Source organism: Pseudolactococcus laudensis (assembly GCF_013449735.1).
In the GTDB taxonomy this organism is placed as follows: Bacteria; Bacillota; Bacilli; order Lactobacillales; family Streptococcaceae; genus Pseudolactococcus; species Pseudolactococcus laudensis.
The window spans coordinates 12459-38504 of sequence record NZ_JACBNY010000009.1 but is presented as its reverse complement, the minus strand read 5'-3'; the positions used below and the strand labels follow the sequence as shown (position 1 = coordinate 38504).

Below are 26046 nucleotides of genomic sequence, written 5' to 3'. Positions count from 1 at the left end.
AAAAATCAGTGAATGTCTCATAAATAGCGATATAAGGTGCTTACGTTCTTGTGAGAACAATTTAGTAATCCAAATCATCCGCATGACCTGCGGCATTACCAACGAAGTAACCAGTTTTACAGTTAATCGAAACTAAGTAAGTGCCGTCGGGTTTATAGAGGTTGTAATAGCCGTTACCTTTTTGGATACTTGCAGGCAATAGAATGTAGGCGTCACCGGTGATATAACCGCGTTCACGACATTTTTGCAGCACTAATTCTCTGATACCAGGTGCCCAAGCATAGGCAGGATTACTGAGGTCTGCATTAGGGTCTACTGGAACACGTGAATTAGAAGTCACGATGGTCACGTTTGGATATTGTGCTTGATACTGAGCAGTTGATAAGCCATAGCCTGATGATACTGGACCAGTTGCTGAGCCTGCTGTTGCAGTAGCTGAGCCACCTTGCTGAGGTGCTGTCGTTGTATTTTCAGACGTTGTCGGGGCTGTGGGTTGCGCTGCAGCTGAAGTTGATGCACTAACTGCGGCTGATGATGCCGTGGCTGTCGACTCCTTAGCTTTTTGTTGCGCCTGACCGTGAGCAATAGCGTCTTTTAATAACGTATTTAAGGCCGTATTTTCAGTTGCCGTATAACTTAGCTTGACACCCTCTCGAACTTGCGCCGTTTTATCCAAGGCGCCATCTATGATAATCGCTTTATCGAAATTTCCATTCATCGCTTTGATGGCCGTGATTTCCGACTTAAGTTCGTCTACCTTAGCTTTCAAAGTCTTGTAGTCAGACTGGTCTTTCAACTTATCTAATTCACTTGTCAGCTTACCAATGTTGTCGAACTGATCATTTTTTAATTTTGTTGCTTTATCGTCCAAGAAAAATGTCGCATAAACTTTGTTAAAGACCGCTGTTTTTTTAGCTTCCTCAGATTTTTTAGCCTCTGATTTTAAAGTTTGGGCAGCTTGCTTTTGGTTGGACTGGTCAACTTGATACCAGACTGTCCCTCCTACTGCTAACAATATGAGCGCACAAGCGCCAATAACTAGAGGTTTCTTATACGATTTTGATTCTTTTTCAGAAGGTTCAATCGAATTTTCCTGAACTTTCGGTATTTCTTCAGAAGTTACGGTTTCAGAAGATGCTATAAGCGTCTCAACAGACGTTTCCAGAGAAGGAACGACCGTAGGTTCAACAGGTGACTCTGGCATCTCTAAAGGTACTGATATTGTCTCATATTGAGAATCATCTGCCGTCAAATCTACTGACGATAAATCCTCTTCAGACAGGCTAGCTATTTCATCAGATTTTTCAGATATAGCTGGCTCATCTGCTACTTCTGTAACAGCAGCATCTTCTTCGTCATCAGCAGCTAAAACGACCGTGTCAAAAGAACCTTGAATCTCTGGAAAATCAGGTTCAATTTCCTCGATAGGCTCAGTCACTTCTGACGTTTCAGGCTCTGATGTAGCTAGCGATTCAGAATTAGAACTCTCTGCCGACGCAACATCTTCTATCAAATCATCAGGTGTTACTTCTTTTTCAACTGCCTCATTTTCAGGCACATCTTCTTTCTCAGAAACAATTTTATCTTCTGATTCAGCAGTTGCCGCTTCTCTAACTGTTTGAACCAATTTATCCAAACTTTCAGATGCCATTGCTGCTTTGAGTTGGCGCTCTTTTTTTGCAGATTCAATATCTGCTCTATGCTGACGAATATACTTGTCGAGCGAGCTTTCCTTAGTCAAATTTTCAGTCTCAATCTCATCTGATTTAGCAGAAACTTGTTCAACCGTCAGATTTTCGGCATCTTTCATTGCCAAAGTTTTTTCCTTGTAAGCTGTCTTTTTCTTTTTTTTAGCCATATTATTTTATTCTCTTACCAAAATATTGGTACAAATCTGTGCGAAGTCGACCATTGTATAACTTGCGTTTCTTGGTTGCCTTAGCGCCGTAATGTTTTTCAAATTCCAAATCACTTGTAATGATATATTTACTCCAAGTCTCAAGAGGTTTGAAGGTTTCACCCATTTCTTCATAGAGCTGATAGGCTGCTGTTTCATCGCCTAAACGCTCTCCATAAGGTGGGTTAGAAATCAAGACGCCATCTAATTTATCCGAGTGAAAGTCTTGCAAACGCATTTGTTTAAAATGAATAATGTCATCAAGCCCAATCTCAAGTGCATTTTCTTGCGCAATTTGAATCATTCGACCATCAATATCAAACCCAGAAATATCAAGTTCCGCATCATAGTTCGCTTTGCTTTCCGCATCATCTCGAACTTTTTTGAATATCTCATCTTCAAACCAAGGCCATGCTTCAAAGGCAAAGTCGCGGTTAAATCCAGGTGCGATATTCATACCGATTAATGCCGCCTCAATACAGAATGTCCCTGAACCACAAGTTGGGTCAACAAAGGGACGTGACATATTAGCGCGCCAGTTTGTCAACATGATAATCGCAGCTGCCATATTTTCCTTGATTGGCGCCCCACCTTTATCCACACGATAGCCACGTTTAAAGAGTGACTCGCCTGTTGTATCCAACATGATTGTTGCAACATTTTTATGAAGGGCAACTTCAATTGAAAACAGTGCGCCCGTCTCAGGTATTGGAACATTTTCAGGGCGGTGGTAATGAACCTGCATTTTTTTTGCAATGGCTTTTTTCGTGATAGCCTGTATACTTGGTTCATTATGCAAGTCAGACTTGATTGCTTTCGCTTTAGCAATTGGAAACTGAGCGCCAAATGGTAGAATCTCCGCCCAATCTAAAGCATAAACTCCTTCGAATAGCTCATCGAAAGTTTTCGCTGGAAATTCACCGATAATGATTTTGACACGGTCAGCTGTTCTTAACCAGAGATTCGCTGTGGCAATCGTCTCTTTGGTCCCAGAAAATAAAACACGTGAGCGATCATCCATTTTGGTTTCGATACCTAAATCACGTAATTCTCGAGCAGTTAAACTTTCAAGTCCTGCTGCTGCAGTTGCTACTAAATTAAAATTATTTTTCATTTTGTCTTTTCCATGAGTAATATATCTCAAAAAGGCTGGAGCTTTGCGCTCCAGCCCCTGTCATCCAGTTTTCTATAAGCCATGTTTTGTTCCAGTTGACATTTCAGTCAACCTTCGATAATCATCTGTCTGCTTATTTTAGGTACACCTAAAATAAGCCTCGTCGTACGTTCAATTTCCGCGTGACAAGTGCCCCTACCATAAGTTTGGGTTGCTCGCTTGAGGGGTTTACCACGTTCCACTTGCTCTGTTTCCAAAACAACTCGTCTCTATGGCACTTTTACAGAATTTGTCGCATATCTTCGTGAGAAGACTTAGCTAAAATTCAGCCGTTAGGTCTGACACACCTACCTAGGCTTATTGTTTCGCCTAGCACAAACACTGCGGGCATCGCAGCCCGCGCGAGCATGGACTTTCCTCACGATTCACAAGGTTTGACCCAAGAAATCGCGCAATTATCCAAAAACTGGTTGTTAAAAAGTCTTTAAAGTATTCAAATAAGCAACGTCATTTGACGCTGTTTATTCTCCAGAAATACCATTTGATGTCGGTGTTGTTTGGGCTTGAGGGCCGAAAACAGCACGTTCCAAACGGTTTAAACGTTTGAGAATATCAAAGTTATTGGCTGATTTCATCGTCACATGTGGGCTACCCGCTGATTCAGCTGCATCTATTGATGAAGTGATTGGGTTAAAGCGTTGTGTGTTCTCAGAAACTGCAACATGTGGTTTTGACTCAATATTACGAATTTTCTTCTTCAAAAATTCATTTTCTTCTTGCAAAGCTAGAATTTCTTCTTGAAATTTTTCGTAATCGACAATGACATCATCTAACAAATCATTGACTTGGTCTTTATCATAACCACGCATTTTAACATCAAAATCTGCATCATAAATATCTTTAGGAGTAAAATTATAAGTTGCCATTATTCAGAGTCTCACTATTTCTTTTTGTTATACTTTCAATCTTACCAAAAAAAATCATCATTTACAAGGGATACTTCAAGCAGTCTTAAAACTTATCTCAGCTCTACTTACCTTCCCATTCATTTTTGATTAAATGATAGGCTGTTACAGGATTTTCCGCTTGCGTAATCGGACGACCAACCACGATAAAATCACTACCAATTTGTCGTGCACGACTTGGTGTCATCACGCGCTTTTGATCACCCACCGCAGCACCCGCGGGACGAATACCTGGTGTCAAGCAAATAAAGTCCGATGACGTCGCTGATTTGATAAGCTCAACTTCCTGTGCTGAACAGACGACACCCGCAAGACCCGCTTCCTGCGTTTTCTGCGCATAATGCACAACTGACTCTGTCAAGCTAGTTTGAATATTTTGAAAGTCTCGCATCTGCTGTTCACTCGTTGAAGTCAGCTGGGTAACAGCGATGAGTTTTGTCGATCCTGCTAAGCCGTCCAGGGCTTCTGACATCATCTCCACGCCACCTGCGGCATGCACATTAGTCAAATCAACACCAAGATGACGAATGACTTTCATCGCTGACTTAACCGTGTTTGGAATATCATGCAATTTCAAATCCAAAAAAACATCATGTCCTAAAGACTTGATATATTTGACAACATCAGGCCCTGCGGCATAAAACAATTCCATACCAACCTTGACATACAATCGCTCATCTTTGTCAAACTGCTCTAAAAATGTTTTGACCTCAGTCATACCTGAAAAATCTAATGCAATAACTGGTCTGTTTTCTATCAATTTACCCACGAATCGCCTCCTGACATTCTCTAATAAAAGTTTCTAAATCTGTGATACCATACTTATCCATCACCTCTGGCAAATCCTCAATGATTTTAGGACAGATAAAAGGGTCTGTAAAGTTAGCCGTCCCGATACCAATAGCTGACGCACCAGCAATCATCATTTCTAAAGCATCCTCAGCAGAATCAACGCCACCCATCCCAATAATCGGTAAACTTGACATCTGCGCAACTTGACGAATCAGTTTAAGCGCCACTGGAAAAATAGCAGGCCCAGACATACCACCAGTGCCATTGGCAATAATCGGTTGTCTCGTCTGAAGATTAAATCGTGTACCAACCAAGGTATTAATCATCGTAAACCCAGTTGCCTCGGCATCTTCGACCGCTTTGGCAATGGTTGTAATATCTGCGACACTCGGTGTTAATTTAACATAGACAGGCACACTAGACACTGAAACAGCAGCCTTGACAGCATCATAAGCAAGTTCAGGCACTTGACCAATGAGTAGGCCATTGTTACCATGGTCCACATTAGGGCAAGAAATATTGAGCTCAATAGCTGAAACATTTTTAACTTTAGAAATCTTTTGCGTGACTAAGGCATATTCTGCATTAGAAAACCCAGCAACGTTGGCAATAATTGGCAAGTCTGGACACGACTCTGCCAACCATGAGAGTTTATTTGCAATAACAGCATCCACACCTGGATTTTGTAGGCCAATAGCATTGAGCATACCCGACGGGGTTTCAGCAACACGTGGCGTCGGGTTACCAAAACGCGCCTCCGCTGTTGTCGCCTTAATCATAATAGAACCTAAACGATTGATATCGTAATATTTAGCATATTCTTGACCAAATCCGAAACAACCTGAGGCTGGGATAATCGGATTTTTCAAATCAAGTCCTGGTAGTTTAATCGCTAATCTAGTATTTGTCATCAGATAACTACCTCACTTGTTCTAAAGATAGGACCTTGATCACAGACTTTCAAGGCTTGCTGACCTGTTTCATCTCCTGCAACATGGACGACGCAGGCATAACAAGCACCCATGCCACAAGCCATCCTAGCCTCCATTGAAATAAAGGCATTCGGATGATTTTCTGTGCGACTCGCAACTGCTCTAAGCATACCTGTAGCACCACAAGCATAGACAGCATCAAAATCCAGCACATCAATTTCATCCATTAAAACGCCAACATTACCATCCCGACCATATGAGCCATCATCTGTCACAATTTTGAGTTCAGATGCCACAGCAGAAAATTCTGATTCTAAAATGACTGCTGGTTTCTGGGCGAAACCTAACAAGACTGTCACTGCTATTCCCATTGCCACCAAGTCACGCGCGAGTTGCACTAATGGTGGGGTACCAATACCGCCACCAATGATGAGGGCTTTTTGTTTTGGAAAAGGCATATTGAGATTGAAACCATTGCCAAGTGGTCCCATGACATCAAGTTTCTGACCAGGTATCATTTGAGAAACGTCCGCAAGTCCAGGACCTTCGACACGATAAATAATGACGCAAGTTTTGGTTTTGCGGTCATACTCAGAAATTGAAATTGGGCGACGCAAGACCTTATCAGGACTCGGCACGCGAATGTGTAGAAACTGGTCAGGTACATTCATATCTAGGACCATCTCACCTTGTAGCACCATGCGAAAAACGCGTGGGGCAATTTTAACATTTGACAAAATTGTCATTTCTTCTTGTAAAATCATCGCAACCTTTCTGCGATTTCACTTCGTGAAATCTTGAAACTTAAACTACGCTTGCCCACAAGCAAAACGTGGTATAGATATGAGGTGTGTAGAGACTGCCAAAGATAGCGCACATCAACATAAAAAACCGCAGGAAAAATCCCGCGGTTTGCTTTCAACTGACGCTGCAACCTTGTCATGCTCTCGGCATGACTTAAAGGACTTTCGTCTATTATAACAAATTTATGGCTAAAAACCAATAGGGTTCAAGCGTTTATTTTCTATCTTTCAAGGCTTTCAAGGCGTAGAGGATAGAGACGGTATCAATGACTTCTTGTAATAGGGCACCGATAATGGCTGGTAATATACCTGTTGACGCGATTAGCATGAGTGCGATACAGATAAAGATACCAATCAAGACGGCTTCTTTGGCGACTTTCATCGTTTCGCGTGAAATTTTGATACTTTCAGGTACGAGATTTAAGTCATTTCTTAGCACAACGACATCAGCACTTTCACTGGCAACCGTTGAACCACTAGCGCCAAGAGCAATCCCGACATCTGATAAGGCAAGGGCTGGCGCATCATTGACACCATCTCCGACCATAACCATAGGACGGTGCATTTCTGGTAATTCTTTTAAAATACCAATTTTTTCGCTAGGCATTAAGCCTGCATGTACTTCTGTAATGCCTAACTCACCTGCTACGAGCTCTGCTGTTTTTTGATTATCACCTGTCAGCATCAATATGTGTTGCACTTCTTGTGCTTTCAGTCTTTCAATGACGTGCTGAGATTCTGGGCGAATCTTATCTTCAAATAAAATCTTACCAATAAACATATCATCTTCACTAAGGAAAACAGCAGTACCACTCACTTTTTCATTTTCCGCATTAGCAAAGTTAGCGCGACCAATTCGGTAGTTTTTATTTTGAATGATACCACTTAAACCAAGCCCAGTAGACTCACGTAAATCTGTGACTTCTATAAGTGCCAAGCCTTTTTCTGCTGCATATTTCACTAATGATTTCGCTAAAATATGGTTACTACCAATTTCTAGAGAGGCTGCGATTTGAAGTAAATCATCTTCTGAATGATTGCTTGTTTCAGGCATGATCGATTTAACTTGTAAAATCCCTGTTGTTAACGTGCCAGTTTTGTCAAAGGCAACTGTTTTAGCGAGTGACAGTTTCTCAATTGTTGTCCCATTTTTAACCAAAAGGCCGTTACGTGAGCTACGACTCATCCCACCAACAAAGGCAATTGGTGCTGCCAAAATGAGCGGACAAGGACTTGCCACAACCAAGACTTCAGCAAAACGTGTCATATCACCAGAAATGAACCAAGCAGCGCCAGCAATAAGTAGAGACACAATGGTGAAAGGAACAGCATAACGGTCTGCCAATCTGACAAACTGTGCAGGTGTTGCTTCACTTTCTTTTACCAACTGAACAATCTTTTGGTACTGACTGTCTGATGCTTTTTTGCTTGCTCGAATCATGACAGCTGTCTCACCATTAATACTACCAGATAAGACATCATCGCCTAACTCTTTTGTAACCGGCTCAGACTCACCAGTTAAAGAAGATTCATCAAACCAGCTACTGCCTTCTAAAACGACACCGTCAATTGGAACCACTTCACTTGCTTTAACAAGCAAGACATCGTCAATTTCAATCTCATCAATTGGTGTATCAACATAATTATCACCAACTTTTTTATGTGCGAAGGTTGGTGAATTTTCGAGTAATTTGTGCAATTCTCGGCTTGCTCGATTCGCTGCATAGTCTTCTAAGCTTTCGCCTCCGACAAGCATCACAATAATAATCAAACTTGCCCAGTACTGACCGATGATTAGGGTTGAAATAATCGCGATAATTGCTAACAGGTCAACACCATATCGGCCACTACGCAATGTTTTTATCATCTCAATGAACATCGAAATCGCCAAGATAACACCAACCACTGTCACGAGTAAACGTGTCATCGTTGGTTGCTTAAAGCCAAAATCTAATATTAATGCAATAATTGCGATGATAAATGTGAGGGATAGTTTTTGCCAGTTTTTCATAATTTATAATATCTCATTTCTAAAAATCTCTTAGACTAGTATAGCATAAAATCCCTAGAAATGGCATTCTTACGCCTATTTTTTGAAATTCAACATAAAAAGTCAAAACGTTTTGACAATTTTTGAAAATAAGTCAAAACACTTTTACATTAAAAAACACATGACTTATAACTCATGCATTTTTAATTTTTTTATTATAATTCAACTTAAATCGCTTGTGTCACAAATGAGCGACTTTCTAAAACTTTCAACATGGCAGCAATCGTATCAAGTGATGTAAACAATGGTACACCATGCTCAATTGATTCGCGTCGAATCGTCATACCGTCTGTATTATGATCGTTTCTGTCTTTACCCATGGTATTAACAACCGCCTGAATACGTCCTGCACGAATACTATCTACGATATTGGCTTGACTATCTGTACTCTCACCAATTTTAGCAATCACTTCAGCATAGACACCATGTGCCGCAAAGAACTTAGCAGTGCCAGAAGTCGCATATATGCCGTAGCCAATGTCGTGGAAACGTTTCGCTAGCGCCAGCGCCTCTTCTTTGGCATCATCCGCAACTGTAAAGAGGATGTTCCCAAAGGTTGGCAAGTGGAGATATGACGCCTCAAAAGCTTTATACAAGGCTTTTTCAAGTGTCGTATCAGAACCCATGACTTCACCTGTTGACTTCATTTCTGGTGAAAGGTAGGCATCTACTTTTTGTAATTTCGTGAAACTGAAGACTGGTGCTTTAACGTGAACCTTATCGTCTTCAGGATAGAGACCATCTTCGTAGCCCAACTCTGTCAAAGTTTTTCCTAAAATAAGCTGCGTTGCGACTTGTGCCATCGGAATTCCTGTTACTTTAGATAAGAATGGCACTGTACGAGAGGCACGCGGATTGACTTCAATGACATAGACCGTGTTGTCAAAAATAACAAACTGAACGTTCATCATGCCGATACAGTTAAGGCCAAGTGCCAAGCGTTTTGTATAATCAGCAATCGTTGCTTGCAGTTCAGCTGACAGATTTTGCGGCGGATAAACGGCCATTGAATCGCCCGAGTGAACCCCCGCACGCTCAATATGTTCCATGATACCTGGAATCAAGACATTTTCACCATCACAAATCGCATCCACTTCACACTCACGACCAAGCAAGTAAGAATCGACCAAAACGGGATGATCTGGACTCGCTTTAACCGCCGTTTGCATGTAGTTGCGCAAATCAGCCTCATTATCCACAATTTCCATAGCACGACCACCCAAAACATAAGACGGCCGAACAAGAACTGGATAGCCAATCTCATTAGCGTTCGCAACTGCCTCTTCTTCGTTTGTTGCCGTTGCACCGATTGGTTGTGGGATATCAAGCTCTTGCAAGGCAGCCTCAAAGAGTTTACGGTCCTCTGCTCGGTCAAGCGCCTCAACCTGCGTCCCTAAAATCTTCACACCCGCTTTAGACAAAGGCTCAGCCAAATTGATAGCCGTTTGTCCACCAAACTGAACAATAACACCTTTAGGCTGCTCAAGGTCGATAACATTCATCACATCTTCGAATGTCAGTGGCTCAAAGTAAAGTTTGTCAGATACTGAAAAGTCAGTAGACACAGTCTCTGGATTTGAATTCATGATAATCGCTTCATAGCCTGCTGCTTGAATCGCTTTGACTGAATGCACCGTGGCATAATCGAATTCGACCCCTTGACCAATCCGAATCGGACCTGAACCAAGGACTAGGACAGACTCTTTTTCAGAGCGGATTGACTCATTTTCAAACTCATATGAGCTATAGAAATAAGGCGTTGTTGACTCAAACTCAGCCGCACAAGTATCCACCATTTTGAAAACAGGGACAATATTGTTATCTAGACGACGTTTACGGATTTCATCCGCATCTGTCCGCCATAAATCAGCAATTTTACGGTCTGAAAAGCCATGACGTTTCGCGTCTTTCAAGACTTCTGGACTGAAAACATTAACAGCCAAAGCTTGCTCAATTTCAACAATGTGCAGCAATTTATCCAAGAAAAAGAGGTCAATTTTTGTGAGACTGTGCAGTTCTTCAATCGTATAGCCACGACGAATTGCCTCTGACAAGTAGAACAATCGATCATCCTGAGCCTTCACGATTTTTTCAACCAAGGCATCATCTGTCACGTCTGCCAATTCAGGCATTTCATTGTGGTAAGCACCGACTTCAAGTGAGCGAACCGCTTTAAGGAAAGATTCCTCAATATTACGACCAATCGCCATGACCTCGCCAGTCGCTTTCATCTGCGTGCCGAGACGACGCTCGCCTGATTCAAATTTATCAAATGGAAAACGTGGAATTTTAGAGACCACATAATCAAGCGCCGGTTCAAACATCGCATATGTCGTACCAGTTACCGGATTGATCATCTCATCCAAGGTCAAGCCAACTGCGATTTTTGCCGCTAATTTGGCAATTGGATAACCTGTTGCCTTAGAGGCAAGTGCTGATGAACGTGAGACACGCGGATTCACTTCAATCACATAATAATTAAAACTATCCGGATCAAGTGCTAACTGAACATTACAACCACCCTCGATTTTAAGCGCACGAATGATTTTCAAAGACGCATCGCGCAACATTTGATATTCAATGTCACTCAAGGTTTGACTCGGTGCGAAGACGATTGAATCCCCAGTATGAATTCCAACTGGGTCAAAGTTTTCCATGTTACAAACGACAATCGCGTTGTCAGCTGCATCACGCATCACTTCGTACTCGATTTCTTTGAAACCAGCGATTGATTTTTCAATCAAACACTGTGTCACAGGTGAGAGTTTCAAGCCATTCTCAGCTGTTTCGCGTAACTCATCTTCATTATCACACATACCCCCACCAGTACCACCAAGGGTAAAGGCAGGACGAACGATGATTGGGTAACCAATGGTATTTGCGAAAGTCACGGCTTCCTCAACCGTATTAACAATTTCAGATTCTGGAATCGGTTGATCCAACTCTTCCATAAGCTGTTTAAACAAATCACGGTCTTCTGCTTGGTCAATAGCCGAGAGTTTTGTTCCTAGCAATTCAATATTTAACTCTTCTAAAATACCTGTTTTAGATAATTCCATAGCCATGTTCAGACCAGTTTGCCCACCAAGAGTTGGTAGCAAAGCATCTGGGCGTTCTTTACGAAGAATCCGTGTGACAAACTCAACTGTGATCGGCTCTATATAAACCTTATCCGCAATTTCTTTATCTGTCATGATTGTCGCCGGATTTGAATTGACTAAGACAACACTGTAGCCTTCTTCTTTTAGTGCTAAACAGGCTTGTGTACCAGCGTAGTCAAACTCAGCTGCTTGACCAATAATGATTGGTCCAGAGCCGATGACCATGATTTTTTTGATATCGTTACGTTTTGGCATTAGAAGTCACCTTTCTCAAGCTTAGTTGCATCAATCATTTCCATAAATTCATCAAAGAGATAATCTGCATCGTGTGGACCTGGTGCAGCATCAGGATGAAATTGAACTGAAAAAGCTGGCAAGTATTTATGGCGGACGCCTTCGACTGACTTATCATTAATCTCGATATGTGTCACCATCAAATCAGTCTTGTCAATTGAGTCAGCATCTACAGCATAGCCATGGTTTTGTGAGGTAAAATCAACACGACCTGTCGCAATTTCACGAACAGCATGGTTAAAGCCACGATGTCCAAATTTCATTTTGCTAGTCGTTGCACCATTAGCCATGGCAAAGAGTTGGTGTCCTAGACAAATCCCGAAAATTGGAAATTTATCTTGAATGCCACGAATCATCTCCAAAGCTTCTGGAACATCCGTCGGGTCACCAGGACCATTTGTCAGCATGACGCCATCAGGATTCATATCAAAGATTTCTTCAGCGGTAATCGTATGTGGCACAATCGTCAAATTACACTCACGTTTTGATAACTCGCGCAAAATAGAATGTTTCAACCCAAAGTCAACAACCACAATATTACGCCCAGTACCCGGACTTGGGTAAGCAGTGCTCGTCGAAACTTGTTCGACTTGATTCGTTGGTAAAACCGTTGCACGGAGCTGGTCCTGAATGTGCTTAATTTCATCACCAGGATTCACAAGCGTTGCCTTCATCGTCCCATGGTGACGAATAATTCGCGTCAAAGCACGCGTATCAATACCAGAAATCCCAGGAATGTTTTTACGTTGTAAAAATTCATCCAAGGACATTTGATTCCGCCAATTGCTCGCTATTCGCGCATTCTCACGCACAACAACACCTTTACAAGTAGGAACAATCGATTCATAATCATCCCGGTTAATCCCGTAATTACCAACCAAAGGATAAGTAAAAGTCAAAATTTGACCGTTATAAGATTGGTCAGTAATGGACTCTTGATAACCTGTCATCCCTGTACTAAAAACAACCTCTCCCGTTACCTCTATATCCGCACCGAAGGCTGTCCCTTCAAAAATCGTGCCATCTTCTAAAATTAAAAGTCGTTTCATTATTTCCTCTTTCTGCGATTTCACTTATATGAAATCTTGAAACTTGATCTACGCTGCCGCTCAAAGTCTTTCTGCGCTTTCACTTTGTAAAAACGGAGTCATGCAACATTACATTAAGCCTTACCGTTAAGTATGGCTTCCAAAATCGCCATTCGCATAAACATACCATTTGTCATTTGTGCCGTAATTCGCGATTTTGGTGCTTCAACTAAGTCACTTGAGATTTCTACACCGCGATTGACCGGTGCGGGATGCATTATAATCGAAGACGCCTTCATCTGGCCATACCTTGCGTGTGTCAAACCATATTGCTCATGATAGGCCTCTTTTGAAAATGATTCGCCAGATTCATGTCTCTCATGCTGCACCCTAAGTAGCATCAGCACATCGACACTGTCTATGAGGTTGTCCAAGGCGACATATTTACCGTAAACATCAAACTCATCTGAATACCAACTCTCAAGTCCTGTAAAATAAATATCAGCACCAAGACGTTTCAGCATTTGCATATTTGACTTCGCAACCCGACTGTGCGTAATATCTCCAGCAATCATAATTTTCAGATTTTCAAATGTGCCAAACTCTTCGTATATTGTCATTAAATCAAGCAAGGATTGACTCGGATGTTGTCCTGAACCGTCACCACCATTGACAATGGCAGCCTGAATGGTTCGACTATCGACCAACTCTTGATAATAATGTTCATCTGTATGTCGAATCACACAGACATCAACACCAATTGCACTCATGGTCAAGACAGTATCATACAAGGTCTCGCCTTTTTTAACTGAACTAGTTGAGGCATCAAATTCAATCACGTCTAGGCCTAATTTTTTTTCAGCCACTTCAAAAGATTTGTGAGTTCGTGTCGAATTTTCAAAGAAAAGATTGGCTACGAAAAATTGACGTTTAAACACGGGTTTAATCCTCTGATATTTGAAATCTTGTGCGCGTTTGATTAAGCCCAAGACCTCATCATTACTAAGTAACGCCATACTTGTCAAATGTTTAATCGATACGATACCGTCGGGTGATATTGTCAAGTTTAGATTCCTTTCACAAAACTATTTGTCTGATTAAACTGTATAACAGCAAAGCTTTTCAGATAAACAGACAAAAAAATGGCTACCCTAAAGGTAGCCATAGCCTCGTCCGCGCTCAAAAAAAAGACGGACGTTTTCGTGGACAACCTTCACAGCCTCACGGGACTGTTGTTAAAGGATTTTTATTCGTTTTTATTATTGTAGCAAATTTTCAGTCACTTTTCAATAGTTTTAGGCAAAATTAAGTGCATGAGAATACCAAGAATCGTTGAGAAGGCTACGCCTGAAATAGAGATACCCGCAACATTCAAGGTCAAACCACCAATACCTGAAACTAAGATGACACTGGCAATCAAGAGATTGCGTTTATCATCAAAATCTACTTTACTATCTACTAAAATTTTCAAGCCGCTTGATGCAATCACGCCAAAGAGTGCGATTGAGACACCTCCAATAACCGGAGTTGGAATAGAATGAATAAGCGCTGAAATTTTTCCAATAAAGCTAAGGACAACTGCAAAGCAGGCAGCGCCAGCAATGACATAGACTGAATGAATTTTTGTAATCGCCATAACGCCAATATTTTCACCATAAGATGTCACTGGCGGTGCGCCAAAGAATCCGGCAATGATTTGTGCAACACCATCACCTGTTAAAGTGCGTTCTAATCCTGGGTCTTTAAAGTAATCGTTGCCAGTTAAAGAGTTCAGAACCATGACATGACCGAAATGTTCGGTCATGGTAACAAAGGCGATTGGTGCCATTGTCAGAATCGCTGACGGATAGAGTTTGAAGTGATAATCAACAAACATGATGTCAAAATCGGGTACGTGTAGCCAAGCACTCTTAGCAATTTCATCAAATGAAATGATTGTTGTACCGGTGAAATGTTGAACGATAAGGGTAAAGATGTAGCCGACAACGATACCGAGTAAAATCGGAATCAGGCTTGTCAATCCTTTGCCAAACATGTTAAAGGCAAGGACAGAGAACAAGGTTACGAGTGAAATCATCAGGAAGGTCAGGTTATATTCGCCATTTTTATTCATGGCGTCGTTCACGGCTGTCCCAGCGAGACTCAGACCGATGACCATGACGATTGGACCAACAACAATCGGTGGCAAGACTTTATCAATCCAACCTTTACCAGCGAACTTGACAATCAGGGCGACTAGCAGATAAACAAAGCCACCAACTACTGCACCTTGCGCAACTGCTGCAATACCGTCAGATTTCATCAGGCTTTGCATGGCAAGAATATAGGCGAAACTTGACCCCATGTAAGCTGGGATTTTATATTTGGTCACACTTAAATGCGCAAGTGTCCCGAGGCCGCTTGAAAATAGGGCAATGGCTGGGTCAATACCGACTAAAATTGGTACTAATACCGTTGCGCCAAACATGGCAAAAAGATGTTGGAAAGATAGACCTATCCACATACCAACTGGCGGTTTATCGTGTACATCATAAATCACGTCATTTTTATTGGCAGTCATTTAGTCCTCTTTCTTAATCAAAATGCTGTCGGCATCATCAATTTCAGAAACATGAACAATAATTTCTTCATCACGCGCAGTTGGAATGTTTTTTCCGACATAATCTGCACGAATTGGTAACTCACGGTGACCACGATCAACAAGGACGGCTAAGCTGACTTTTGACGGGCGACCGAGGGCAACAAGTCCATCAATCGCAGCACGGATTGTACGACCAGTATATAAGACATCATCGACCAGGATAATTTCACGGTCAGTAATCGAAACCGGAATTTCAGTCGTATTTTCTTCAGTTTTTTTATCGTCACGGAATGGTTTTGTATCTAGTTCACCAAGCGGAATATCAATATTTTCTAACTGTTTCAAGCGCTCTTGAATACGTTTTGCGATATACACACCACGCGTTTTAATCCCAACAATAACTAATTTATCTAGCTCTTTATTACGCTCGATAATTTCATAAGTGATTCGCGTAATCGCACGTTTCATTGTCACTTCATCAATGATTTCTTTTGTTTTTGACATATTCTCTCCTATAGTTTCAACAAAAAATCCCTGCCAGTTTGGGCAGGGAAATGATAAAAAACAGTCATTTTGCCTTGCCGCCTCTCTGGACGATTTAAAGGTTTATTTGATAGACCATCCCCTTCAAAAGGGATGATAACTAGTTTCTGTTGTTGATTGTCATTATTATATCAAATTTTTTAAGTTTTGGCTATCTTTTTTCTCAGATTGATATCGCCATGTCAAAATAGGAACGTTCTCTCCGGAGATAAAAAATAAACTTCTAGTTTTTCGTCCTCTGATAATTTAACTTTCAAAATAATAAAAATCAAACTTTCTGAACCTAAAAAAACAAGACTGACAGATGTGTCGTCTTGCTTTTTGTATTATTTTTCGATTTTTTAAACTTTTTTCTTATTTTTACCATGGCGTTTTTGACGGAAATCATTTTGACGAACTTCCATGACAACTGGTAAAACAACTGGACGTCGTTTTGTCTGGTCGTATAAGAATTTACCAAGTGTATCACGAATTTCAGACTTGATTTCAGCCCAATCAAAGTTATCGCCTGCCAAGTAAGTCTTGACTTTTTCGTCTACTTTGATTGCTGCTTCTTTCATCAAGTTACGCGAATTTTTCACGTAGACAAAACCACGTGTGTGGACTTTTGTCTTGCTGATGATTTTTTTCTCATGCTTAGAAATGGTAATTACCGCGATAAAGATACCATCTTCACTCAAGATTTTACGATCTCGTAAGACGATATTACCGATATCACCAACACCTGAGCCATCAATCATCACGTTCTCAGCTGGAATCACACCACTTGGTTCTAAATTACCATTTTCATCAAAAGTAATGACTTCCCCACGTTTTGCCAAGAAGATATTTTCAGGTAAAATCCCCACTTCCATGGCACGCTCTGCGTGCGCCTGTAATTCACGGTATTCACCTTGAACTGGCATCAAGTTTTTAGGACGTAAGATGTCTAGTAAAAATTGTAAATCTCGAGAATTAGCGTGGCCTGAAACGGTCAGATCGCTAGATAGCATTTTCATGATACCGCCTGCGCGATAGACGATGTTTTCTGTTTTTGCGACCATTGTTTCGTAAGAAATTGTTGGGCTTGTCACTGTATAGACTAGGTCGCCATCTTTGATTTTGACTGCACGGTGGCGGCCTGTCGCCATGTCACCAAGGGTTTTAAGTGGCTCACCCATGCGACCAGTTTCTAAAATCAAAATTTCACGGTCTTCATATTTGTTGATGTCTTTAGGATTGATAATCATTTTTTCATCATCAATGCGCAATTTGCCTAAATCACTGGCTGTTTTAACGATTCTGTCTAAATCATGGCCAGTAAATGCAATGTGACGGCCGACTTTAATGGCACTGTCGATAACTTGTTGAATCCGCGCCAAGTTACCGGCTACAGAGGCGATGATAACGCGACCTTCCCAGTCAGCAATGGTATCGAAAATTTTATCAGCAATTTCCGATTCGCTGGCTGGTTGTAGGTTAGTTAACGCATTTGCTGATTCACTTAGAAGTGCCAAAACGCCTTGAGAGCCGATTTCAGCTAAACGGCTGATATTCGTTTTATAGCCTTCGCCAACTGCAGGGTCAAACTTGAAATCACCTGTATAAACAATATTGCCATCTTGCGTACCAATCACGATACCCAAACTTTCTGGAATTGTATGTGTTGTCGCAAAGAATGAGATGACTGCTGTACCAAAGTCAATTTCAGTAGACTCATCCACAACATGGAAATCATCAAACTTCTTACTACCATCAAAGTTTTTCACGCCGATTTTTGCCAATTCAATTGTTAACTGACTACCGAAAACAGGAACCGGAACTTCAGACACAAGATACGGCAAAGCACCGATAGAGTCTGGATGTCCATGTGTCACAAAAACACCTGCTACACGGTCTGCATTTTCCACCAAATAACTCAAATCAGGAATGACAAAATCCACCCCTAACATCTCAGTTTCTGGGTATTTCAAGCCCGCATCCAAAACAAAAATGACATCATCAACTTCAACGACATACATATTTTTACCAAATTCGCGCACGCCACCTAGCGCGGCTATTTTTATCTTACTCATAAATAATTTTTCTCCAATAATTGATATTTTTGCAAATCAAAAGTCGAAACCGTGCAGCTCCGACTTATCTTGTACAGTTACACTTATAATTAGTGTACCATTTATTTGGTTTTATATCAAACTTTACTTATTTACCACCGTAATATCATTTACCACCTTCAATCACCTGAATAATGGACTTGGCTTCGTCAAGCGTTGCTGCCACAAGTGGCAATCTTAAAGGTCCAACTTCAAATCCCTGATGATTGAGTACTGCTTTGACTGGTGCAGGGCTTGGCAGTGAAAACAAAGCATCGATTTTAGGTAAGAGTTGACGTTGAATACGTGCTGAGCCTTTAATATCACCTTTTTCTAGTTGTTCAAACATCTCATAAAAGTCATCACCATTAGTATGCGCCGCAACTGAAATGACACCATGTGCGCCTAAGGCTTTGGCATGAAAAGCGAGACCATCTTCACCTGTATAAATAAGAAAATCTTCAGGTGCCTGTTCGATAAGATAGGTCAGGTTTTCAACACCCGTGCATTCCTTAATCGCAATGATATTTGGATGTTGCGCTAAACGTAGGCTTGTTTCTGGTGTGAGCTGAGCGACGGTACGGCCTGGTACATTGTAAAGGACTATCGGTAAGTCTGAGGCATCCGCAATGGCTGTAAAGTGCTGGAAAAGGCCTTCTTGACTTGGTTTATTATAGTAAGGCACGACCGCAAGACCTGCTGCAAAACCACCAAAGGCTGCGACTTCCTGTGTGAAAATCACTGAATCTCGCGTGTCATTAGTGCCGATACCTGCGATTAATGGCACACGTCCTGCCACAATCTCTTGTACCACTCTGAAAAGCTCTAACTCCTCATCATGTGTTAAGGTAGGTGATTCACCCGTTGTCCCAGCCAGAATCAAGCCTTGCGTGTGATGCGCAAGCAAATGTTCAATCAATTTTGGTAAGACCTCAAAGTTAATATCACCGTTTGCTTTAAATGGCGTGACTAAGGCAGTGATAATTTGGGCATTTTTTAATTGTTCTAATGACATAAGCGCTCTTTTCTTTTCATAAGCAAGCACCTCTTTGATATTTTGAGGTGACATGAGACCGTCAGCAAAGGGTTTTAGGATATAAAAACAGCCTTCAATAAAAATTAAAGGCTGTCAAGTTAGTCAAATTGTCATTTGATTAGCTCACCTCTTGTCTGGATAGACAAAAGACAGTTCGCGGGATTTAACCCAACGCCCCAAGACAAATTTCTGTGGTGAAATATGACTTTCGGCATCTACGCCGCCTGATAATGTCATCGTGTCCACCACTCGATTATCATTCTTCGTATCTGCAACCTCTAATATAGTTTATATTGTAACATATTGTTTAAAAGCTTGTAAAGTATTTTCTAACTAACATTTGATTTTCGACGCTTTTTATCTCGTGATAGAGACAGCAAAATAGGAACACTAAAGGCTAACATCGCAATAATATAGATGATGAGTAAAACGACAACCATGCGCATCTCTGACTCACTAAAATAATCTATTAAGCCCTTGCCTAAAGCCGTCCGAGCTAATGTTGCCAAAACTCCCATGATAAGAAATACAGGTAATAAACTTTTGAACCAATCACTTTTAGTTATCACTTCCCAAACGAATAATATAGCTGTTAAAAATATAATCAAGAATATATCATAAGGTGCAGGAACTGTCACAACAAGAAAATCTGTCATAAAAAGAATCGAAAGTAAGAAAATGCCAGAAATAACTAAAATGACTAAACTATAATTGATAAAGATAGGTACGAAATCTCGTAATTTAAACTTGTTTTGTCGTTTGAAAGCAGTTTTTTTCATATGTCTAAAGATTAACCAAACCACAACGGATACGACGATTATTTCCAGAATTAATTGAAAAAAATTAATCGTCAATACTGGATTAAGCACACCGAAAAAGATAGTAGCTAAAAGCCCCCCTCCTACTATTGGCACAAGTGTTTTCAGTATATTTTTGAAGGATACTTGACTGGTATTATCTAGTAATTCTTGGCACATTTCTTGTGGATTCTTCCCAAAAAAATCACTAGCACTTTCACCATTTTTTTGGACTTCCAACAAATCTCGTAATAAATCAAGTAAAATATTTTCAATTTCTAAGTCAGTTTTAAACAGAGAAGTACTGCGCATATACAATAAAATTTTATCATAGTAGACTTTATTTGCTGCGTTGAGTTTTTCTCTTAATTGATTATTTTCTTCAATCAACATGGTTACACTATCAGTTTTCATAGGATTCTCCATCTTCTTTCTTAATAATTTCAGCAACTCTGCCTACTAAAGCTAACCATTGTGCATCAAACTGCATTAAATATGCTTTGCCTTCAGGTGTTATATAAAGATATTTTCGGTCTGGACCATCAAGTGATTTTTCTATTTTCCCCTCAATCAGGTTCATTTTTTCTAGCTTTTGTAAGAGTGGATAAACTGTCCCACCGACAATTGTATCAAAGCCGTACTGCTTTAATTTTTGAACTAATTCGTAACCATATATCTTGTGATTAGCGATGATATGCAAGACACAACCATCTAAGACACCTTTTAATAATTGCGTTTCTTTCATATCTCACCTTTCTTGACAACTAGTTTGTATTACCTATTACTTGATAAATTTAGTTTAACATCTTTTATCTAGTTTGTAAAGCATAGTAGTTAAAAAATAACAAAAAAAATACTACTCTTTATCTCTAAATGAATAGTATTTTCAATCCCTTATTTCAACTCAAATTTCAAGTCTTCTGTTGCGCGGACTAAACCACGTTCATGCAAAGTTTCTGCGATTTGAACTGAGTTCCACGCTGCTCCTTTAAGCAAGTTGTCTGAAACAACCCACATGTGAATGCCTTTTTCTGCATCCAAGTCTTTACGGATACGACCGACAAAGGTTTCACGATGCCCAGCAGCATTAACTGCTTGCGGGTAAATTTGTTGGCTTGGATCATCTTCCAAAACTGCACCTGGGAAAGCTGAAATCGCAGCTTTCACTTGGTCAATCGGTGCCACTTCTTTGGTTTCGATGTAAACTGACTCTGAGTGTGCCAAAATCACTGGAATCCGGACACAGGTTGCTGAAACGGCAATACTATCATCTGCCATGATTTTCTTGGTTTCATTGGTCATTTTCATTTCTTCATATGTGTAGTCATTGTCAGTGAAAACATCAATTTGTGGTAAGGCATTAAAAGCAATTGGATAGTGTTTTTTATCGCCACCAGCTGGTAAGATATCTGCCTTAACGTCTTTAGGATCAACCTGATCATTGACCACTTCTTTGATTTCGCGTTCTGTTTCAGCAATGGCTTTAGCACCAGCTCCTGATACTGCTTGATAAGTTGACACGATGATGCGTTCCAAACCAAACTGTTGGCGAATAGGCTCGAGTGCTACCATCATTTGAATCGTAGAGCAGTTTGGACAAGCGATGATACCATTGTGCGCGTCTAGCGCATGGGCATTCACTTCTGGCACGACAAGTGGCACGTCTGGATTCATACGGAAGTTTGAGGTATTGTCAACGACAACTGCACCTGCTTTAACGGCATAGGGCGCAAACTTGGCTGAGACGCCACCACCTGCTGAAAAGAGGGCGATGTCAATCCCTTCAAATGAGTTTTCTGTTGTTTCTTCAACGGTGATGTCTTGGTCTTTGAAAGTCAAGACTTTGCCTGCTGAGCGAATGGTCGCAAACAAGCGCACTTGTTTGATTGGGAGCGTTGATGATTCAAGCATTTCAATCATGCGACTACCAACAGCACCAGTGGCGCCGACAACTGCAACAACGTATTCTTTTGACATGTGGGTATCCTCGTTTGAATTTTCTAAAAAATTTTAATAGCCCTATTTTATCACGTTTTGAAACAAAATGAAAGTCCTTTTTGATTAAAAAAATCCCCTCTGTCAAAGACAAAGGGGATCCCCAGAGCAACTATTTTACAATAGCCGTGCCAAAAAGTTCACATTTCTTGACAAGATTCCATCAATCCTTGACGGGCTAAGCCCCGAATCTCTCAGCGTAAATAAGGAACTTGCGTTCCAAATCGACTCATCGCATAAACCTATTATACGCTATTTTTAGGTTTCTTGCAAACGACAAATTGATATAGCGCTAATCCACTCACTAAAATCAAACCTGATACGATTAAATAGATAACACCATTGGCGGCAGTCAAGCCGCCATATAAAATCATGAAAGCCCCTAGAATCGCAAATATCGGACACACATAGCCGATGAGCTTATTATGAATCAGCCCTTTAGCCGTACGCATCATCACACCCACATACAGCCCTGTATAAAAGAGATACATAATAACAATCGGAATTGACGAAATATCAATCCCAAACTGGCTGATACTTGGCACAGTGAGCGATAAAAAATGAATCCCCAACCAAATCAGAGTCATGATAAAGCTCATCAAAGTGGATAAAATAGACAAATTAAATTTCGGATGTAGCACACCGATTTTATTGCTATACGGTAGCTCCTTGCGCAGAGCCAGAAAGTAAGGCGCACGAATATTTGCGACCACCAGACCATTGAGCGTCCCCAGAACAGAGATAATCACCGCAACCAGCATAAGTCGCTCCCCCACCGATCCAAACAAACGCTCAGCCGCTGCAGAAAAAGCTAAATCTCCCATTTTCATAATCTCACCAGGCCCAATCATCAAGGAAATGCCGACAAAATAGCTGACATAGACTGTCAAAATAATAAGAGGACTAATGATGAGTGCCAAGGGTAAATTGCGTTTCGAGTTTTTGATTTCATGGCCAATGGACGGCGCAACAGCCCAACCGTCATAAGAAAAAGCAACAGCTACGATGGCACCTGTTGACGATAACACAACTGGCAAAGTAATCGTATGTGATGAAATAGCATGTGGGTCCCCAAAAATTAAGCCACAAATCGCAATCAAAAAGAGGGGAATCAACTTAATAAACATGGATGATGTCTGAAAAATCTCTGATAGTTTACTCGACAAAAGATTCATGCCATAAATAGCTATTAAATAGACTAAAGTCATCAGCCAGATACCATATGTAGCACTACCTAAGAAAGGAAAAAGCGCCAAAGTATAGTTGGCTGCCACAAAGGCAACAATCGCAACTAAGGCTGGAAAATAAACCGTACTCTGAAACCAACCCAGTAAAAAAGCAAACAATTTACCAAAAGCTTTTTCTGCATATGAAATAAGCCCTCCTGCATCATCAGTCAGCTTAGCCCATTCTGAAATGGTAATCCCACCAAATATAATACCGAACGCCCCTAATAACAAGACGAGACAGCCCATCATGACATTACCGTTAGTTTGAATTAGAATATCATCCGCTTTGAAAAAAATTCCTGAGCCGATCACAATCCCAATAATCATCGCAATCGACATCAAAAGGCCAAACTTGCGTGTTTTCTCTTGTTTCATTTGTCTCCTATTTTCGCCACTTACATATTTTTCGTAAGCGGTTCCGCTAGATTATTATAAACTACTTTTGATGTTTTAACAACTTATAGCTTTAAATAACAAAATATTGTATTATCTGATATCAAAGAAGAGGCTCGGATAAAGGTCATCAGCCCAATAGAGAAAATACAAGCTAAGCATTAAAAGATGATGATAGGGCTAGTTTGCTACTTCTCTTTATTTGTATATCTGGTAATTATACTTCTACCATTTTCGTATCGTTTCTCGCGATTATTACTGACTCTTCGCAATTTTTCAAAATTTATACAAAAAAAAGCTATAACTGATTACGATTAATATCGAAAATCGGTTATAGCCTATTTTTTAAGTCTATTTTAGAAATTAACGATTGACTTACAAATCACGATAAATCTTAACAGCGTTCTCAACTGTAAAGCCATATTCTTGGAAAACTTTATCGCCTGGTGCTGAGGCACCCCAAGTGTCGATAGTTAACGTTTTGCCGGCAAGGCCGATATATTTACCCCAACCAAAGCTTGTACCTGCTTCAATAGCTAGGCGTTTCGTCACGGCAAGTGGTAAAATTTCTTCTTTGTAATCTGCTGACTGCTCATCAAAGATATTTTGTGCAGGCATTGATACGACGCGCACATTTGTTCCGTCTTTAGCAAGCTCAGCTTGTGTATCAATAGCAAGTTTTACTTCGCTACCTGTCGCAATGATGATACCGTCTAAATCAGCATCTTTTTGCTCAGGTGAGATGATGTAGGCGCCACGATTAACGCCTTCTTCAGCAAGTTCAGCTGTATAAGGCAAAACTGGTAAGTTTTGACGGGTCAAAATCAAAGCCGTTGGGCGTTTCGTTTCAGTTACTGCACGACGCCATGCTGCAATCACTTCATTGCCATCAGCAGGACGAATGACGTTGAGATTTGGCATTGAACGGACGCTTGCCAATTGTTCAACTGGTTCATGTGTTGGACCATCTTCACCGACAGCGATTGAATCATGTGTCAAGACGTAAACGGTAGGGATATCTTGCAAGGCAGCCATCCGAACAGCTGGCAATAGGTAGTTTGAGAAGACAAAGAACGTCCCACCATAAACACGTGTCCCACTATGAAGGGCAATACCATTCATAGCTGCTGCCATAGCAAATTCACGCACACCAAACCAGATGTTGCGACCGGCGTAATTACCAGCTTCAAAATCGCTTTCGACTTTGACCATGGTATTATTTGAGGCAGAAAGGTCAGCCGAACCACCCCAAAGGTTTGGCATTTGTGCTGATAATTTTTGAATCGTTTCTTGTGACGTCACACGGCTAGCAGCTGATGTACCAAGCTCATACTTAGGCAAGTCAAGCTCAGGTGTGACATTGCTGAAAGCATCTGCATATTGTTTGGCCAACTCAGGATAGTCTTTAGCATAGGCATCAAAAGTTTCGCGCCAAACTTGCTCAAGGCTTTCGCCACGCGCACGTAGCGTTTCAAGGAAACGTTGATTAACTTCTGCAGGGACTGTAAAGTCAGGGTAATCCCAACCATAGTTTTTCTTAGCAAAAGCGACACCATCAGGGCCTAATGGCGCACCATGGACACCTGAAGTCCCTTGTTTTTCAGCACCAAACCCGATGATTGTTTTCACTTCAATAATTGTTGGTTTATCAGTTTCAGCTTTGGCACGTGTAATGGCTGCTTCAATTTCTTCTAAATCATTGCCATCTTTGACCAAAATATGTTGCCAGCCATATGACTCGAAACGCATCTTAATATCGTCTGGGAATGATTTTGAAGTCGGACCATCCAATGAAATGTCATTGCTATCGTATAGCAAAACAAGCTTACCTAATTTGAGCTGAGCTGCGAGAGATGCGGCTTCTTGCGAAACACCTTCCATCAAATCGCCATCACCATTAAGCGCATAAGTATAGTGGTCAACGATTTCGTAGCCAGGACGGTTGTAAGTCGCTGCCAGATGTGCTTCAGCCATAGCCAAACCAACGGCGTTAGCAATCCCTTGACCTAGTGGCCCAGTCGTTGCTTCAACACCATCTGTCCAATCCACCTCTGGATGACCTGGTGTCTTACTTTGCCATTGACGGAAGTTTTTGAGGTCGTCAATCGTCACATCATAGCCTGCCAAGTGTAAAAGCGAGTAAAGCATAGCAGAACCATGACCCGCAGAGAGGACAAACCGATCACGGTTAGACCAATCACGGTGCGTCAACGGATTGACATTTAGAAACTTACTCCAAAGAACGTAAGCCATAGGTGCAGCACCCATCGGAAGTCCAGGATGACCTGAATTTGCCTTCTGGATGGCATCAATAGACAGTGTGCGAATCGTATTGACCGCGAGTTGGTCAGTGTTATCAAAAGTCATGTTTGGAAAGCCTTTCATTTTTTCAAGTTATAAAAATTATACCATAATTTTTAACAG

19 protein-coding genes, 1 other RNA gene and 1 riboswitch are annotated in these 26046 nt (G+C 41.0%); all 20 genes read right to left on the bottom strand.

Annotation, left to right across the window (positions count from 1 at the left end; genetic code table 11):
• Positions 1-61: 61 nt before the first annotated feature.
• The 20 genes from HZR21_RS06495 to tkt all read right to left on the bottom strand — a co-directional run bounded on the left by HZR21_RS06495 (position 62) and on the right by tkt (position 25989).
• Positions 62-1858, bottom strand: a complete 1797-nt coding sequence (locus HZR21_RS06495; protein WP_180746952.1) for a cell division site-positioning protein MapZ family protein — start codon at positions 1856-1858, stop codon at positions 62-64.
• 1 nt (position 1859) lies between these two features.
• A complete protein-coding gene (locus HZR21_RS06490) occupies positions 1860-3011 on the bottom strand; it encodes a THUMP domain-containing class I SAM-dependent RNA methyltransferase (protein ID WP_003139151.1) in 1152 nt (383 codons plus the stop codon).
• Between the two features lie 70 nt (positions 3012-3081).
• Positions 3082-3478: RNase P RNA component class B (gene rnpB / locus HZR21_RS06485), an RNA gene on the bottom strand.
• A gap of 54 nt (positions 3479-3532) precedes the next feature.
• Positions 3533-3937 (bottom strand): cell division regulator GpsB, encoded by a 405-nt coding sequence (gene gpsB, locus HZR21_RS06480; RefSeq protein ID WP_180746951.1) that lies wholly within the window; start codon positions 3935-3937, stop codon positions 3533-3535.
• Between the two features lie 103 nt (positions 3938-4040).
• Positions 4041-4736 (bottom strand): orotidine-5'-phosphate decarboxylase, encoded by a 696-nt coding sequence (gene pyrF, locus HZR21_RS06475; protein ID WP_180746994.1) that lies wholly within the window; start codon positions 4734-4736, stop codon positions 4041-4043.
• 1 nt (position 4737) lies between these two features.
• Complete coding sequence (locus HZR21_RS06470; RefSeq protein ID WP_180746950.1) at positions 4738-5679, bottom strand: dihydroorotate dehydrogenase; 942 nt, start codon at positions 5677-5679, stop codon at positions 4738-4740.
• A complete protein-coding gene (locus tag HZR21_RS06465; protein ID WP_180746949.1) occupies positions 5679-6464 on the bottom strand; it encodes a dihydroorotate dehydrogenase electron transfer subunit in 786 nt (261 codons plus the stop codon). Before HZR21_RS06465 ends, HZR21_RS06470 begins: the two co-directional genes overlap by 1 nt.
• A 253-nt stretch (positions 6465-6717) precedes the next feature.
• Entirely contained in the window at positions 6718-8514 is a 1797-nt protein-coding gene (locus HZR21_RS06460; RefSeq protein WP_180746948.1) for a heavy metal translocating P-type ATPase, read from the bottom strand.
• Positions 8515-8720: 206 nt separating this feature from the next.
• Positions 8721-11909, bottom strand: coding sequence for a carbamoyl-phosphate synthase large subunit (carB, locus tag HZR21_RS06455; protein ID WP_180746947.1), 3189 nt, complete (start codon positions 11907-11909; stop codon positions 8721-8723).
• Positions 11909-12997 (bottom strand): carbamoyl phosphate synthase small subunit, encoded by a 1089-nt coding sequence (locus HZR21_RS06450; protein WP_219605583.1) that lies wholly within the window; start codon positions 12995-12997, stop codon positions 11909-11911. Before HZR21_RS06450 ends, carB begins: the two co-directional genes overlap by 1 nt.
• A 113-nt stretch (positions 12998-13110) precedes the next feature.
• Positions 13111-14034, bottom strand: a complete 924-nt coding sequence (locus tag HZR21_RS06445; RefSeq protein WP_374940021.1) for an aspartate carbamoyltransferase catalytic subunit — start codon at positions 14032-14034, stop codon at positions 13111-13113.
• 221 nt (positions 14035-14255) lie between these two features.
• Positions 14256-15536: a uracil-xanthine permease family protein gene (locus tag HZR21_RS06440; protein ID WP_180746946.1), complete on the bottom strand. Its 1281-nt coding sequence runs from the start codon at positions 15534-15536 to the stop codon at positions 14256-14258.
• Positions 15537-16061 carry a bifunctional pyr operon transcriptional regulator/uracil phosphoribosyltransferase PyrR gene (gene pyrR, locus HZR21_RS06435; RefSeq protein WP_003139167.1) on the bottom strand — a complete coding sequence of 175 codons (525 nt, stop codon included), beginning with the start codon at positions 16059-16061 and terminating at the stop codon, positions 15537-15539.
• 380 nt (positions 16062-16441) lie between these two features.
• Positions 16442-18154 carry a ribonuclease J gene (locus tag HZR21_RS06430; RefSeq protein WP_003139168.1) on the bottom strand — a complete coding sequence of 571 codons (1713 nt, stop codon included), beginning with the start codon at positions 18152-18154 and terminating at the stop codon, positions 16442-16444.
• Positions 18155-18299: 145 nt separating this feature from the next.
• Positions 18300-19187 carry a 4-hydroxy-tetrahydrodipicolinate synthase gene (gene dapA / locus HZR21_RS06425; RefSeq protein WP_180746945.1) on the bottom strand — a complete coding sequence of 296 codons (888 nt, stop codon included), beginning with the start codon at positions 19185-19187 and terminating at the stop codon, positions 18300-18302.
• A gap of 132 nt (positions 19188-19319) precedes the next feature.
• A riboswitch (Lysine riboswitch) is annotated at positions 19320-19497 on the bottom strand.
• A 40-nt stretch (positions 19498-19537) separates the two neighbouring features.
• Positions 19538-20419 (bottom strand): DUF1129 family protein, encoded by an 882-nt coding sequence (locus HZR21_RS06420; protein ID WP_180746944.1) that lies wholly within the window; start codon positions 20417-20419, stop codon positions 19538-19540.
• Positions 20409-20750, bottom strand: coding sequence for a PadR family transcriptional regulator (locus tag HZR21_RS06415; protein ID WP_180746943.1), 342 nt, complete (start codon positions 20748-20750; stop codon positions 20409-20411). Before HZR21_RS06415 ends, HZR21_RS06420 begins: the two co-directional genes overlap by 11 nt.
• 149 nt (positions 20751-20899) lie before the next feature.
• Entirely contained in the window at positions 20900-21982 is a 1083-nt protein-coding gene (locus HZR21_RS06410) for an aspartate-semialdehyde dehydrogenase (RefSeq protein ID WP_180746942.1), read from the bottom strand.
• A 263-nt stretch (positions 21983-22245) separates the two neighbouring features.
• Positions 22246-23604: an APC family permease gene (locus HZR21_RS06405; protein ID WP_180746941.1), complete on the bottom strand. Its 1359-nt coding sequence runs from the start codon at positions 23602-23604 to the stop codon at positions 22246-22248.
• 393 nt (positions 23605-23997) lie between these two features.
• Positions 23998-25989, bottom strand: a complete 1992-nt coding sequence (tkt, locus tag HZR21_RS06400) for a transketolase (protein ID WP_180746940.1) — start codon at positions 25987-25989, stop codon at positions 23998-24000.
• Positions 25990-26046 lie beyond the last annotated feature (57 nt).

Excerpts from the sequence above, each read along its gene's own strand:
- gpsB (WP_180746951.1), bottom strand. The coding sequence starts at position 3,937 with ATGGCAACTTATAATTTTACTCCTAAAGATATTTATGATGCAGATTTT.
- pyrR (WP_003139167.1), bottom strand. The coding sequence starts at position 16,061 with ATGTCAAAAACAAAAGAAATCATTGATGAAGTGACAATGAAACGTGCG.
- HZR21_RS06410 (WP_180746942.1), bottom strand. The coding sequence starts at position 21,982 with ATGTCAAAAGAATACGTTGTTGCAGTTGTCGGCGCCACTGGTGCTGTT.
- tkt (WP_180746940.1), bottom strand. The coding sequence starts at position 25,989 with ATGACTTTTGATAACACTGACCAACTCGCGGTCAATACGATTCGCACA.
- carB (WP_180746947.1), bottom strand. The coding sequence starts at position 11,909 with ATGCCAAAACGTAACGATATCAAAAAAATCATGGTCATCGGCTCTGGA.
- HZR21_RS06490 (WP_003139151.1), bottom strand. The coding sequence starts at position 3,011 with ATGAAAAATAATTTTAATTTAGTAGCAACTGCAGCAGCAGGACTTGAA.
- HZR21_RS06420 (WP_180746944.1), bottom strand. The coding sequence starts at position 20,419 with ATGAAAACTGATAGTGTAACCATGTTGATTGAAGAAAATAATCAATTA.
- dapA (WP_180746945.1), bottom strand. The coding sequence starts at position 19,187 with ATGTCATTAGAACAATTAAAAAATGCCCAAATTATCACTGCCTTAGTC.
- HZR21_RS06465 (WP_180746949.1), bottom strand. The coding sequence starts at position 6,464 with ATGATTTTACAAGAAGAAATGACAATTTTGTCAAATGTTAAAATTGCC.
- HZR21_RS06430 (WP_003139168.1), bottom strand. The coding sequence starts at position 18,154 with ATGAGTAAGATAAAAATAGCCGCGCTAGGTGGCGTGCGCGAATTTGGT.
- HZR21_RS06460 (WP_180746948.1), bottom strand. The coding sequence starts at position 8,514 with ATGAAAAACTGGCAAAAACTATCCCTCACATTTATCATCGCAATTATT.
- HZR21_RS06470 (WP_180746950.1), bottom strand. The coding sequence starts at position 5,679 with ATGACAAATACTAGATTAGCGATTAAACTACCAGGACTTGATTTGAAA.
- HZR21_RS06495 (WP_180746952.1), bottom strand. The coding sequence starts at position 1,858 with ATGGCTAAAAAAAAGAAAAAGACAGCTTACAAGGAAAAAACTTTGGCA.
- HZR21_RS06405 (WP_180746941.1), bottom strand. The coding sequence starts at position 23,604 with ATGAAACAAGAGAAAACACGCAAGTTTGGCCTTTTGATGTCGATTGCG.
- HZR21_RS06440 (WP_180746946.1), bottom strand. The coding sequence starts at position 15,536 with ATGACTGCCAATAAAAATGACGTGATTTATGATGTACACGATAAACCG.
- HZR21_RS06450 (WP_219605583.1), bottom strand. The coding sequence starts at position 12,997 with ATGAAACGACTTTTAATTTTAGAAGATGGCACGATTTTTGAAGGGACA.
- HZR21_RS06415 (WP_180746943.1), bottom strand. The coding sequence starts at position 20,750 with ATGAAAGAAACGCAATTATTAAAAGGTGTCTTAGATGGTTGTGTCTTG.